The organism is Rhodococcus sp. LMD, from assembly GCF_056108245.1.
The window spans coordinates 2754071-2766818 of the sequence record NZ_CM148557.1 but is presented as its reverse complement, the minus strand read 5'-3'; the positions used below and the strand labels follow the sequence as shown (position 1 = coordinate 2766818).

Here is a 12748-nt window from a genome sequence, read left to right as displayed (position 1 = left end):
GTCGTCGCCATGGACGGTCCCTCGGGCACCGGCAAGTCCACCGTCTCCAAGCGACTCGCCCAGCTCCTCGGCGCGGCATACCTGGACACCGGCGCCATGTACCGCGTCGCGACCCTGCACGTGCTGCGTGCGGGTGCGGACCTGACCGATCCGGTCGCCATCGCCGCCGCCACCGAGCCCCTGCCCTGGTCGATCGGCACCGACCCGGAGGCCGAGGACATCCGGCTCGCCGGGGAGGACGTCCGCGAGATCATCCGCGGTGCCGAGGTCACCGGCGCCGTCTCGGCCGTGTCCGCCGTCCCCGCCGTCCGCCGGACCCTCGTCGCAGCGCAGCAGCGCATCGGCCGCGACGCGGGGCACATCGTCGTCGAGGGCCGCGACATCGGCACCGTCGTCTTTCCCGACGCGGATGTGAAGATCTACCTCACCGCCTCCGCCGAGGCGCGGGCACAGCGGCGCAACCAGCAGAACATCGCCGAAGGCCGCGGCGACAACTACGAGGCGGTGCTCGCCGCGGTGCAGCGCCGCGACCACCTCGACTCCACCCGCGCGGTGTCCCCGCTGCGCGCGGCGGACGACGCGATCGTCGTCGACACGAGCGAGATGGACATCGACGAAGTGATCGCCGCGCTCGCCGCCGTGGTCGCCGAACAGACGGGAGCGACCCTGTGAGCGAGGACGTGACGGAATTCACCGGCGACGGTACCTGGTCGGAGGAATCGGACTGGGACCTCGAGCTCGCCGGGGCCGCCGAACTCGAAGAGTTCGTGCCCGTGCCGACGGTCGCCGTGGTCGGACGCCCCAACGTCGGCAAGTCCACCCTGGTCAACCGCATCATCGGCCGCCGCGAAGCGGTCGTCGAGGACGTGCCGGGCGTGACCCGCGACCGCGTCTCGTACGAGGCCACCTGGAACGGCCGCCGATTCATGGTGCAGGACACCGGGGGATGGGAACCCGACGCCAAGGGCCTGCAACAATCCGTCGCGCGACAGGCAGAGATCGCGATGCGCACGGCCGACGCGATCCTGATCGTCGTCGACGCCACCGTCGGGGCCACCGCCGTCGACGAGGCCGTGGCCAAGGTGCTGCGCCGGTCCAAGACGCCGGTGCTGCTCGTCGCGAACAAGGTCGACGACGACCGCGTCGAGTCGGAGGCGGCGGCACTGTGGTCGCTGGGCCTGGGGCAGCCGTACTCGGTCTCGGCCACCCACGGTCGCGGCACCGGCGACCTGCTCGACGAACTACTCGCGGTGCTGCCGCGCACCCCGCGTGAAGGCACCGGGGGACAGGGGCCACGTCGCGTCGCACTGGTCGGCAAACCGAACGTCGGCAAGTCCAGCCTGCTCAACAAGCTGGCCGGCGACGAACGATCCGTGGTCCACAACGTCGCAGGCACGACGGTCGACCCGGTGGACTCCCTCGTCGAACTCGGCGGCAAGACCTGGCGGTTCGTGGACACCGCCGGTCTGCGCAAACGCGTCAACACCGCCTCCGGCGCCGAGTTCTACGCCTCGTTGCGCACCCGCGGCGCCATCGAGGCCGCCGAGGTCGCGGTGTTGCTGATCGACGCCTCCGAACCCATCACCGAGCAGGATCAGCGGGTGATCTCGATGGTCGCCGACGCCGGCCGCGCCCTCGTCATCGCATTCAACAAGTGGGACCTCGTGGACGAGGACCGACGTTACGAGCTGAGCCGGGAAATCGAACGCGACCTGCTGCGCGTGCCGTGGGCGGCGCGCGTGAACATCTCCGCGAAGACCGGCCGCGCCGTGCAGAAGCTCGTGCCGGCCATGGAGACCGCCCTCGAGTCCTGGGACAAGCGCATCTCCACCGGCCGTCTCAACACCTGGCTCAAGGAGGTCATCGCCGCTACTCCGCCGCCCATGCGCGGCGGCCGCCTGCCCCGGGTACTGTTCGCCACCCAGGCCGGCACCCGACCGCCGACCTTCGTGCTGTTCACCACCGGCTTCCTCGAAGCCGGCTACCGCCGCTTCCTCGAACGGCGGCTGCGCGAGGAGTTCGGCTTCGAGGGCAGCCCGGTGCGGATCTCGGTGCGCGTGCGCGAGAAGCGGGACCGCCGGAGCAAGTAGCGTCCGCAAGTGCCGTGACCAGGCGATTGGTGAATCGGTCCGTCCCTGTTGTAATCTCAACGAGCGCTCGACGAGAGCGCGGACGGGCTGTGGCGCAGCTTGGTAGCGCACTTGACTGGGGGTCAAGTGGTCGCAGGTTCAAATCCTGTCAGCCCGACTTTCTGGGGCCTGACCTGTTCATACAGGTCAGGCCCCTTTTTCGTCCCCACCGCGGCTCCGTCGAACGACTGCAAGGTTGGGACGCTGGGGACCAGAAGGCGGCGCTGCCGCGCCGTCCTCGGGCCGTCCCAACGCGAGGGGAGTGGTACCAAGTGGCTCCCGCCCCCTGGACCCCTGGACACGGATCAACCTCGACGGCCAGCCGTTCTGTCTCACGCAGCTTCGGCGGCCGTCGAGGTCGCTCCGGAACGATTTGGCGTGCCCCTCGAGAGCGTCAGCCCCCCGTCCCGCGGGCAGAATTGTCGGGTGCCGATGCATGACGTGCCAGACTGGTGCAAGTCGACTCCGGGAGGGGAAGGAGAGCGTCATGGCTGGGCCTCTCGTGCTTGATCGCGCGGCGATCGCCGAGACCTGCGAGCGGTACGGCGTGAAGCGGCTGGTCATCTTCGGCTCGGCCGTCACCGAACGTTTCAACGAGTCGACCAGTGATGTCGACTTCCTCGTCGAGTTCCGCGACGACGTCGCGAACCGCTTCGACGCCTACTTCGGTCTCAAGGAGTCTCTGGAAGCCCTGCTCGACCACCCGGTCGATCTTGTCTCTCCCGTTGCCCTGGAGAATCCCTACTTCGCTGCGTCGGTCGAGGAGAACGGGCACGAGGTCTATGCGGCCTGAGGCGCCGGGGCTGCTATGGGACGCCCGTAAGGCCGCTCGGCTGATCGCCCAGTTCGTCGCGGACCGGACATGGCACGAGTACGAGAGCGACGCGATGCTCCGCTCAGCAGTTGAGCGACAGTTCGAGATCATCGGCGAGGCGCTCAACAGGCTCAGCCGTCTCGACCCGGACACCGCCACCCTGATCCCGGACCTGCCGCGGATCGTCGCCTTCCGGAACTGCTCATCCACGGGTACGCCGTCATTGACAACGAGCTCGTCTGGGAGGTCGCAACGACGCGCGTCAGGGACCTGGCCGCGCTACTTGGACGGCTCCTCGGCGAAGACGAAACCGCATAGCGACGGGGAGGCGGAGCCAGCGGCCGAGGCGCTGTGCCACCGGGGACCCGGCGGGGACCAACGCCACGTTCGACCACTCGATTTCACGCCTGAACGACCGACAGCGACAGACAAGGGCAGACGACTACAGACAGTCGGTTCACGCTCAGGTCCTCGAGCCCCGGCTGGGGGTCAAGTGGTCGCAGGTTCAAATCCTGTCAGCCCGCCCGACGAACGAGGCGGTCCCGGATTTCCCGGGGCCGCCTCGTTCGCGTCTGCACATCCCTTCCGGCACACCGCGCCGTTCCACCCGGGCAACATTCGTTCCCCGGCGGCGGGACAGGTCCGCGAATGGCCCACGGTCAGGGTCCAAAGACCGCAGTCAACCCCCTGCGCCGCGAGTACTGTCGCGAACAGAAGCCGCGGCCACACCGAGGCACGACGGGCATCTCCAGTACGAGGAGACAACATGACCGAAACCCGGATCGGAACCGGATCCCAGGCCGTCAACAGCTCCGGCGACGCAGCCACAGCGCAGACCACCCCCGCCGTCGATGCCGGCCCGGTCCGGCACGAGCAGGTCGACGCGGTCGTCGACACGGCAACCGCGGCAGCGGCCCAGTTCCGCATACTCGACCAGCAGCAGGTCGATGCGATCGTCGAAGCCATGGTGCGGGCCGGCATCCGGGCGGCCGCGGAACTCGCATCGGTGGCGATCGAGGAGACCGGGTTCGGTGTCTTCGAGGACAAGGTAGTCAAGAACTACGTGGCCACCGAGTTTCTCTACGACTACCTCAAGGACAAGAAGTCCGTCGGAGTCATCGAGGAGAACGTCGAACACAGCATCGTCCGTATCGCCGAACCCATCGGCGTCGTCCTGGCCATCACCCCGGTCACCAACCCCACCTCCACCGTGCTGTACAAGGCGATCGTCGCCGCGAAGACCCGCAATGCCGTCATCTTCCGACCGTCGCCGTTCGCCGTGCGGTCGTGCGAACGCACGGTGGAGATCCTGCGCGCGGCGGCTGAAGCCGCCGGCATGCCTCCCGGCGCGCTCCAGGTCATCCCCGACGCCGCTCACGAAGTCACCCATTACCTGTTCAAGCATCCGAAGGTCGACTTCATCTGGGTCACCGGCGGGCAGAAGATCGTCGCTCTCGCCAACGCCGCCGGCAAGCCCGCCCTCGGTGTGGGTCCAGGCAACGCTCCCATCTACCTGCACCGCACGGCCGACATCAGGGGCGCCGTCGTCGACATCCTCATCTCGAAGACCTTCGACGCCTCCGTGATCTGCCCCGCCGAACAGACCTGCATTATCGACGACGAGATCTACGACGCCACCGTCGCGGAGTTCGAGCGGATGGGGGCGCACCTGCTCACGGACGAACAAGCGGAGGCGATCGCCGAGTTCGCGTTCGGCTGCGGCGACAAGGTCAACCTCGCCGCGCTCGGCCAGCAGGCTCCCGAACTCGCCGCCCGGGCGGGTTTCACGGTGGATCCCGCGGTCAAGGTGCTGCTCGCGCCGCTGCCGTCCGACCTGGACCGGCTCGCGGCGCACCCCCTGGTGCAGGAGAAGCTGATGCCGGTCCTCGGCCTCGTGCGCGCCCGCGACGTCCAGCACGGCATCGACGCCGCCGTCCTCGTCACCGAACACGGCGGTCTCGGCCACACTTCCGCCATCTACGCCACCGACCCGGCCGTGATCGACGCCTACGGCCTGGCCGTGCGGACCGGCAGGATCCTCGTCAACGCCCCGACCGCGGTAGGGGCCCTCGGCGGGATCTACAACAACCTCACGCCCACGTTCTCGCTGGGCTGCGGCACGTGGGGCGGGTCGAGCACCACCGAGAACGTCAACTACCAGCAACTGCTCAATATCAAGACCGTCGCGCACCGCCGCACCCCGCCGCAGTGGTTCCGCGTACCGTCGAACACCTTCTTCAACGCAGGGGCCCTCGAGAACCTCCGGGAAGTGCCCTGCACCAGCGTCGTGGTCGTCACCGACGCGCTCAGTGAACAGCGGGGAGTGGTCGACGAACTGCGCGCCCACCTGCGCGCCGAACACGTCAAGGTGTTCAGCGAGGTCGAGCCGGAACCGGACGAGGCCACCATCCGCCGCGGAGTCACCCTGCTGGAAGGAAATCCGCCGGACCTGCTCGTCGCCATCGGCGGTGGGTCGGTGATCGACGCGGCCAAGGCCATCCGGCTGTTCTACGAACACCCGGAGAAGGACCTCGCCGAGCTGAGCCTGCCGTTCCTCGACCCGCGCAAGCGCATGGCGGACTACCCCCAGGATCCGCACAAGCTGCGGCTGGTGGCAATCCCCACCACCGCCGGCACCGGTTCGGAGGTCTCACCGGCGGCCGTCCTCACCGTCGCCGGCCGCAAGGAGACCCTGGTCGACTACTCCCTGGTTCCGGACATGGCGATCGTGGACCCGATGCTCACCCTCTCGATGCCACGCACATTGACGGTCGACACCGGAATCGACGCCCTCACCCACGCGCTGGAGGCGGTGGCCTCCATCTTCGCCTCGCCCTACACCGACGCGTTCTGTGTCCAGGCCGCGCGCTTGATCTTCGAGGCGCTGCCGCGGGTGTACGACGATCCGGACGATCTGGCCGCGCGCACCGACATGTCCAATGCCGCCACCCTTGCCGGTCTCGCATTCTCGAACGCGTTCGTCGGCACGAACCACGCGCTTGCACACTCCGTCGGCGCCAGGTTCGGGATCGCCCACGGCCGGGTGAACGGCGTGTTCCTACCCCACACCCTTCGCTACAACGCCGGCCTGCCGACCAAGTTCATGCCGGCCCCCGGCTATTCCGCGTACGTCGCGCCGGAGAAGTACGCCCAGCTCGGACGGATCGTGTTCGGTGGGCACGATCCCGAGGAGAGCCGCCGCCGGCTGTTCCAGGGCGTCGAGGACCTGCTCCGTCGCATGCAGGTGCCGCGCACACTGAAGGAGATCGGCGTCCCCGAGGAGGAGTTCGTCACGGCGCTGCCGGAGCTGGCGATGAACGCGTTCCAGGATCTGAGCAATCGTACGAACCCCCGGATGCCGCTCATCAGCGAGATCACCGAACTCCTGCGCCTCGGCTACTACGGGGACGGCGAGCATGCCCACTGACAGCGCCACCAAGACGATTCAGGTCGACGCACCCCTGGAGACCGTGCTCACGACCATCCGTGACATCGAGAGCCAGACCGAGTGGATTCCCGAGATCCTCGAGGCCGAGGTGCTCGAGGCCGAGGAAGGGACCGGACTTCCGCACACCGCCCGGTTCAAGGCGTCGGCCACCGTCGGCACCGACAGCTACACCCTCACCTACCGGCACCGCGACGACGGCATGAGCTGGACGATGCTCCAGGGACGCCTGCAGACCGGACAGGAGGGCCGTTACCACCTCGTCGCGGTCGGTCCCGACCGAACCTCGGTGACGTACGAACTGACGATCCATCACAACCTGCCGCTGCCCGGCTTCCTACGGAACCGAGTGATCAAGGGCCTGGTCGACAGTACCCTCACCGGACTGAAGAAGCGCTTGGAGAGCTGAACGGGGAAAGGGGAGGGCAGCAGCGCCCGCAGACGCGTCCCGCCGGCCGCGTAGGGTGCCACCCGGATCCGCTCCCGGCGCCTTCCACGAGCCCGCGGTCGGTCACCGACGGCCCCCCCCCGGGGACGCTCGCGGCCTAGAAGCCCTGCACGCCGCGCCCCTGCACGCCGCGTCTGCCGAGAACGGATCCCGGGCCCTATCCGGTCGTCCCGGCGGTAGCCGGACCGTGGCACGTCCTGGGACATCTGCCGGGAGTTGTAGCTGCCGACGAGACGTCCGGCATGGGCGGATGCCGATGCGGGGGAGGGCCGGGTAGGTCACGCCGCGCAAAGCCGGGCGGTGCATGGCGAGTCGTCTCGTGGAGGCACATTCTCCCGTCCGTTCCTGCAGAACGCGGACCGTCGGGAGCAGCAAGGACCCACCGTCCCATTTCGGATCTCACGGAACTCTAGTGTTTTCAGGAACAAACCAGGGTCGGCGACATGTACAGAATCCGACGCGGACGGAATCGTATAAATTACCGAATTCCCCAGCTACGTAGCACTCCAATCACGGGCAAGACACGCACGGACCGGCCTGTCAGGCGCCGAATGCACGCGAGATCGCTGCAGCGACATCCCGGTGTCCACGGATGGGCAGGGCGAATCCCCTCCCGGACCGAGCGAGGTCGCGGGCGGTGAGCAGATCGTGTTCACCGGAGATGTCGGCGAGCACGTCGAGCCGGGGGAGCCGGCCGGCCGCGGTCCTCGGATCGGGCCCGGCATTGTGCACGCAATCCGACAGAAGCAGTACCCGTCCCTCGTCCGCGGGTACGTCCCGCAGCTGACCCCCCGCCACGTCGAGCGCGAAGCCGACGTTGGTCAGACCCTTGCTCGGGATCCGGAGCAGCAGGTCCACGAGCGCGGCAGGGGAGACCGGCTCCCCTAGGGCACTGAGAACGGCGGCTTCGGACCAGAAGGCCACCACGGCCAGATCGTCGTGTCCGAGTTCGCCGGCCACGGCACCGACCGCGGCCGCGGCGGTGCGGATGCGCTCGCCGCGCATGGAACCGGAGATGTCGACGACCAGCACCACTTTCCGGCGATCGCGGATCCGATCCCGCATCACCAGATCCGTGGACCGTGCGAACGGGTCCTCGGCAAGTATCTCGACGGTGCGGTCCAGGTCGAGTTCCTCGGCACCGTCCTGATACGGCAGCGTCCGGAGCCTGCCGAGGCCCCTCCGCGGCGCACGACGATGTCGTGGGCGCGGCACGGACAGCCGCGCAGCAATCTCGCGTGCCCGGCGTCGGACCTCGGCGTCCGCGACCGGACCGGAGGCATCGAGATCGGCCAGCGGCAATACCTCGGCCGGCTCGTCGGTCTGCCCGGGTCCCGCGCCGACTCCCGATCCGGGGGTACGTCCGGCTCGATGCGGGCCACCCACCATCACCAGACCCTGGTCGCCACCGCGGTGCTCGTACAGGGCCGGGTCGACCGACAGCTGCTTCGGTCTGCGCCGGAACGGCTTTCCCCGGCCGGTGGAGTGGCGCTGAGCACGATGGTGCACGGGGCCCTCGGCGGGGACGGACCTTCAACCGGGGGCGGCGGCAGCAGGACGGAGAAGGAAGTGGTCCTGCCAGATCTCCCGCAGGACCGCTTCGGGCGTGGTTTCGGAGACCTCGTCGACCGCGATCCGTCCGGACAGCGCCACCAGCAGCGCGTCGAGCACAGGGCCGGTGTACTCCGCCGGAAGATCCCGCGGTGGATCGGTCGAGTCCGGCAGATCGTCTGCAACCCCCCGCATGTCGAACAGTTGCATGGCGACCAGGGTCAGGTCGATCGCGCCGCGGACGCTGGACCCACCCCGCAGATCGGGGTGCTCTCGCGTAGCACGGGTGAGCGCTACCGCGTCGGCGACGAGCCGTGCCGACCCACATCCGGTTCGCCGGACGACGATCTCGTGTTCGGCCTGCGTGTCCTGATAACCCACCGACAGTCGGCAGAACCGGTCGTGCACGCTCATCGACAGTCGGACGGTGCCGATGTTGTCGAACGGGTTCATCGAGGCCACCACGCGGAACGCCGGATCGGCGACCACCGTGCCCACCCGCGGCACCGTGATCCGCCGTTCCGCCATCGCGGTCAGCAGGCTGTTGAGTGTGTCCTCGGGCGATCGGTTGAACTCCTCGAGGTAGAGCACTCCACCGTCGCGCATCGCCGCCACCAGCGGTCCGGGCACGAAGTTGTCCTCGTGGTAGCCCTCGGACAGCACCCGTGCCGGATCGTGATAGCCGACCAGGCGCGCCGGCGTCAGGTCGGCGTTCCCCTCGACGAACATCAGCGGACTGCCGAGCTCGGCGGTGATGGCCCCGAGCAGGGTGGACTTGCTGGTCCCCGGCGGACCCTCGAGGAGCACGTCGCGGCCTGCCCCGATCGCGGCGAGCAGAAGATCGGTCTCCCGGACGCGGCCCACCACCCGCTCCGCGACTCCCCGCCGGACCTCTGCCATCGATCGGATGGTGCGCTGCATGCTCACGTCCTCGTGTACCCCTGGATCTGTTCGTTTCGTCGAACAACTATGCATCGGCCGGGCACGCCGAACGGACCGTTTCGGGGATCCATGCGCAGAATCGCAATTCCTACCGCCTAGTGTCGGTGCCATGACCGTCCGGAATCCCCTGGACCCGAGCGAGGTCGGGTCGGCACTCTCCGCGTTCGAACCCCGTTTCCTGCCCCTGGACGGCCGGCGTCACGCCGCGGTGGTCGTCGCCGTGCTCGACGACGGGCACGGCAACCCGGTCGTGCCGCTCACTCGCCGCCCCACGCGCCTGCGATCTCATCCCGGTCAGTTCGCATTGCCGGGCGGACGCCTCGACGACGGGGAGACCCCCGCCGTGGCCGCGCTGCGCGAACTGCACGAGGAACTCGGACTGCGCGCTGATCCCGGCGGCATTCTCGGCCGTCTGGACGACTACATCACCCGCTCGGGCTACGTCATCTCGCCCTACGTCGTGTGGGTGGATGCGGCGATCGGCGATCTCGTCCCCAACCCGGACGAGGTTGCCGCCCTCTATGCCGTCACCGAGTCCGAACTCGACAGCGAGCCCCGGTTCGTCACCATCCCGGAGTCGGACAAGCCGGTGATCCAGTGGCCGTTCCGGGGTCATCTCGTCCACGCACCGACCGCGGCGGTGATGTACCAGTTCCGTGAAGTCGTGCTCCACCGCCGAAGCACCCGCATCGACGACCTGGAACAGCCCGTGTTCGCGTGGAGGTGAGCGGTCGCACGGGCAGCGGCGGCGTGGGGTGTGCAAGGCTGTCGGGACCGACTCCCCGAACGACAGGACGGATGATGAACGACGCGACGACGACCGGTGCGCCGGCTCGATCCGACCGCATCGTCACCGTCCCCAACGTGCTGAGTGTCGTCCGCCTGGCTGGAATCCCGATCTTCCTCTATCTGGTCCTCGTCCGGCATGCCGACGGGTGGGCGCTCGCGGTTCTGATGCTCAGCGGGATCACCGACTGGGCCGACGGCAAACTCGCACGGCTGCTCGATCAGGCGTCGCGACTCGGGGCGGTGCTCGATCCGCTCGTCGACCGCCTCTACATCGTCACGACTCTTCTCGCGCTGGTGGCCCGGGGCATCGTGCCGTGGTGGATCGCCGTTCTTCTGATCGGCCGGGAGATGGTGCTCGCCCCGACCCTGGCCGTCTATCGACGCCGCGGTCTGCCGCCACCGGAGGTGCTGTACCTGGGCAAGGGCGCCACGTTCCTGCTCATGTTCGCGTTGCCGCTCCTCTTGGCCGCGCAGGCGCTTCCCGCCGCCGGCGACGTCCTCGAACCCGCGGGGTGGGCCGCCCTCCTCTGGGGCACTGCCCTCTACGTGTGGACGGGCGCGCTCTACCTGCTGCAGGCGGTGCAGACGGCTCGAGCGGTGCCCGTGTCCGGAGGGCCTGCCACCGGATGAACCGCAACTGGGAGCAGATCCGCCGCAACCCCGTCCCGTCGCTGCTGAAAGCGCTGCTCGAGGACCATCTCGATCCCGGGTACGCCGGCGCGGCGCGCGACCGCGCCGCCGGCCATTCCCGCCCGACCCGCACCGGCATCGGGGTGTGGCTCGTCCTCGGTGGTCTGCTTGCCGGCCTCGTCCTCGGCGTGGCATACGCCCAGAACATCGAGCGCGAATCCGGGACGGAGCAGGCGCGCGACGACATCCTCGCCACCGTCCGCGCGACCGAGGACCGCAACGACGCACTCGCGGCCTCCCGCGACGACTTGTCGACCGAGGTGGAACAGCGCCGCATCGCGGTGCTCGCCGACGACGAACAAGGGAGGGCGGTGCTCGACCGGCTCGCCCGCGCAGAGGACGACGCAGCGTCGACGCCCGTGCACGGGCCGGGAATCACGGTCACCCTCGCCGATCCGGCGTCGCGTCCCGACCTGACGGACTCGGCGGAGAAGGACCGCGCCCGCAGCGCCTCGGTGATTCTCGACCGCGACCTGCAGTCGGTCGTCAACGCGCTCTGGCGCAGTGGCGCCGAGGCCGTCGCGATCAACGGGGTCCGGATCGGTCCGGGTGTCACCGTCCGTCAGGCCGGTGGAGCGATGCTCGTGGACAACAGGCCGGTCTTCTCGCCCTACACGGTCTCCGCCGTCGGGTCTCCTGCCGAGTTGCAGACCGGGTTCGTGGTCAGCGATGCCTACCTGCGCATGGCGGGGGTGCAGCAACTCTACGAGGTAGGTTTCACCATCGCGGACGCGGCAGACCTGGCGCTGCCGGCCGCCACGGTGCGCGATGTCGCAGCGGCACGGGAAACGGGAGAGCGGTGAGGACTGTGGTGACCAAACGCGGATATGCCCTCTACGCGGTGCTGGCCCTCGGTGTGGGCATCGTGGTGGGCGTGATGGTCAGTCCCCAGGTTCCGGACGTGGTCCAGCCCTACCTGCCCATCGCGGTCGTCGCGGCGCTCGACGCGGTCTTCGGCGGCCTGCGCGCCTACCTGGACGAGATCTTCGACGCCAAGGTGTTCGTCGTCTCCTTCGTCTTCAACGTGCTGGTCGCCGCACTGATCGTCTGGCTCGGTGACCAACTCGGGGTGGGCACCCAACTCTCCACGGCGATCGTCGTGGTTCTCGGTATCCGGATCTTCGGGAACGCATCCGCACTGCGCCGCAGGCTGTTCGGGGCGTAGCGGGATGGGCGAGGGCAAGCACGAACGACACGACACGGCCGAGACCGGCACAGCGCGCCGATCGCGGATCGTCTTCTCCGCCCTGGCGGCGCTGCTCATGGTTCTGCTCGGGGTGGGGATCGCCACCCAGGTCAGGAACACCGGTTCGGGGGATGCGCTCGACTCCGCCCGGCCCGCCGACTTGCTGGTGGTGCTCGACAACCTCAACCGGCGCGAGGCGGAGCTGCGCCAGGAGATCACCACCCTGGAGCAGACGCTGGCCAGTCTGGAACGCAACGGCTCCGAGGCCGCGCTCGCGGAGGCGCAGCAGCGCCTGTCGGCCCTGCAGATCCAGGTCGGCGCCGCCCCGGCCACCGGTCCGGGAGTGATCTTGACCATCGCCGACCCGCGGCGGGGGGTCGGTCCGGAGGTCCTTCTCGACACGATCCAGGAACTGCGCGCCGCGGGAGCGGAAGCGGTGCAGGTCGCCGGAACCGGCGACGCTGCCGTGCGTATCGGCGTGGACTCCTGGGTGGGCGGAACCGCAGGTGCGTTGGTCGTCGACGATCGACCGCTCGCAGCGCCCTACGTCGTCGCCGCGATCGGGGACGCGCCCACACTGGCGGCGGCGCTGAACATCCCCGGCGGTGTGGTCGACACGGTGGCCCGAGCCGGCGGGACGGTGCAGATCGAGCAGTCGCCGCAGGTCGAGGTGCCCGCCTTGCGGGAGATCGAGCCGCGACAATACTCTCAGCCCGGTAATTGAACCCGGCGTTCCACGCGAATGTCGCTGCCC

At 68.9% G+C, this 12748-nt stretch carries 12 protein-coding genes, 1 tRNA gene and 1 pseudogene; 12 read left to right on the top strand and 2 right to left on the bottom strand.

The features are described 5' to 3' along the window. The first annotated feature begins 9 nt into the window (after window positions 1–9). From cmk to ACWPQI_RS12715, 7 genes and pseudogenes are all read left to right on the top strand, one after another. Entirely contained in the window at window positions 10–672 is a 663-nt protein-coding gene (gene cmk / locus ACWPQI_RS12745) for a (d)CMP kinase (RefSeq protein WP_040269849.1), read from the top strand. Next, window positions 669–2090, top strand: a complete 1422-nt coding sequence (gene der / locus ACWPQI_RS12740) for a ribosome biogenesis GTPase Der (protein ID WP_017682154.1) — start codon at window positions 669–671, stop codon at window positions 2088–2090. The genes cmk and der overlap by 4 nt, the downstream gene beginning before the upstream one ends. Window positions 2091–2173: 83 nt before the next feature. Further along, window positions 2174–2247, top strand: a tRNA-Pro gene (locus ACWPQI_RS12735). 369 nt (window positions 2248–2616) lie between these two features. Further along, window positions 2617–2922, top strand: coding sequence for a nucleotidyltransferase family protein (locus ACWPQI_RS12730; protein ID WP_225222424.1), 306 nt, complete (start codon window positions 2617–2619; stop codon window positions 2920–2922). Then, window positions 2912–3025 (top strand): annotated as a pseudogene (locus tag ACWPQI_RS12725) (HepT-like ribonuclease domain-containing protein); the annotation flags it as partial. The gene ACWPQI_RS12730 and the pseudogene ACWPQI_RS12725, both read left to right, overlap by 11 nt. Before the next feature lie 684 nt (window positions 3026–3709). Continuing rightward, window positions 3710–6370, top strand: coding sequence for a bifunctional acetaldehyde-CoA/alcohol dehydrogenase (gene adhE / locus ACWPQI_RS12720; RefSeq protein WP_010596534.1), 2661 nt, complete (start codon window positions 3710–3712; stop codon window positions 6368–6370). Further along, window positions 6360–6797, top strand: coding sequence for an SRPBCC family protein (locus tag ACWPQI_RS12715; RefSeq protein ID WP_059174660.1), 438 nt, complete (start codon window positions 6360–6362; stop codon window positions 6795–6797). Before adhE ends, ACWPQI_RS12715 begins: the two co-directional genes overlap by 11 nt. Before the next feature lie 579 nt (window positions 6798–7376). Here ACWPQI_RS12715 and ACWPQI_RS12710 read toward each other — a convergent pair. Both ACWPQI_RS12710 and ACWPQI_RS12705 read right to left on the bottom strand, forming a co-directional pair. Further along, window positions 7377–8345, bottom strand: coding sequence for a vWA domain-containing protein (locus ACWPQI_RS12710; protein WP_010596532.1), 969 nt, complete (start codon window positions 8343–8345; stop codon window positions 7377–7379). A 24-nt stretch (window positions 8346–8369) separates the two neighbouring features. Continuing rightward, window positions 8370–9308, bottom strand: coding sequence for an AAA family ATPase (locus tag ACWPQI_RS12705; RefSeq protein WP_432373586.1), 939 nt, complete (start codon window positions 9306–9308; stop codon window positions 8370–8372). A gap of 130 nt (window positions 9309–9438) precedes the next feature. Here ACWPQI_RS12705 and ACWPQI_RS12700 point away from each other — a divergent pair, with 130 nt between their 5' ends. The 5 genes from ACWPQI_RS12700 to ACWPQI_RS12680 all read left to right on the top strand — a co-directional run bounded on the left by ACWPQI_RS12700 (window position 9439) and on the right by ACWPQI_RS12680 (window position 12718). Beyond that, window positions 9439–10056 (top strand): NUDIX hydrolase, encoded by a 618-nt coding sequence (locus ACWPQI_RS12700; RefSeq protein WP_432373588.1) that lies wholly within the window; start codon window positions 9439–9441, stop codon window positions 10054–10056. 74 nt (window positions 10057–10130) lie between these two features. Next, window positions 10131–10748, top strand: a complete 618-nt coding sequence (locus ACWPQI_RS12695; RefSeq protein ID WP_026137989.1) for a CDP-alcohol phosphatidyltransferase family protein — start codon at window positions 10131–10133, stop codon at window positions 10746–10748. Next, window positions 10745–11611, top strand: coding sequence for a DUF881 domain-containing protein (locus ACWPQI_RS12690; protein WP_017681698.1), 867 nt, complete (start codon window positions 10745–10747; stop codon window positions 11609–11611). The genes ACWPQI_RS12695 and ACWPQI_RS12690 overlap by 4 nt, the downstream gene beginning before the upstream one ends. 5 nt (window positions 11612–11616) lie before the next feature. After that, window positions 11617–11973: a small basic family protein gene (locus tag ACWPQI_RS12685; protein ID WP_040269832.1), complete on the top strand. Its 357-nt coding sequence runs from the start codon at window positions 11617–11619 to the stop codon at window positions 11971–11973. Between the two features lie 4 nt (window positions 11974–11977). Then, complete coding sequence (locus tag ACWPQI_RS12680) at window positions 11978–12718, top strand: DUF881 domain-containing protein (RefSeq protein WP_010596527.1); 741 nt, start codon at window positions 11978–11980, stop codon at window positions 12716–12718. The last annotated feature ends 30 nt before the right edge of the window (window positions 12719–12748 follow it).

Excerpts from the sequence above, each read along its gene's own strand:
- cmk (WP_040269849.1), top strand. The coding sequence starts at position 10 with ATGGACGGTCCCTCGGGCACCGGCAAGTCCACCGTCTCCAAGCGACTC.
- ACWPQI_RS12730 (WP_225222424.1), top strand. The coding sequence starts at position 2,617 with ATGGCTGGGCCTCTCGTGCTTGATCGCGCGGCGATCGCCGAGACCTGC.
- adhE (WP_010596534.1), top strand. The coding sequence starts at position 3,710 with ATGACCGAAACCCGGATCGGAACCGGATCCCAGGCCGTCAACAGCTCC.
- ACWPQI_RS12715 (WP_059174660.1), top strand. The coding sequence starts at position 6,360 with ATGCCCACTGACAGCGCCACCAAGACGATTCAGGTCGACGCACCCCTG.
- ACWPQI_RS12705 (WP_432373586.1), bottom strand. The coding sequence starts at position 9,308 with ATGCAGCGCACCATCCGATCGATGGCAGAGGTCCGGCGGGGAGTCGCG.
- ACWPQI_RS12700 (WP_432373588.1), top strand. The coding sequence starts at position 9,439 with ATGACCGTCCGGAATCCCCTGGACCCGAGCGAGGTCGGGTCGGCACTC.
- ACWPQI_RS12695 (WP_026137989.1), top strand. The coding sequence starts at position 10,131 with ATGAACGACGCGACGACGACCGGTGCGCCGGCTCGATCCGACCGCATC.
- ACWPQI_RS12690 (WP_017681698.1), top strand. The coding sequence starts at position 10,745 with ATGAACCGCAACTGGGAGCAGATCCGCCGCAACCCCGTCCCGTCGCTG.
- ACWPQI_RS12680 (WP_010596527.1), top strand. The coding sequence starts at position 11,978 with ATGGGCGAGGGCAAGCACGAACGACACGACACGGCCGAGACCGGCACA.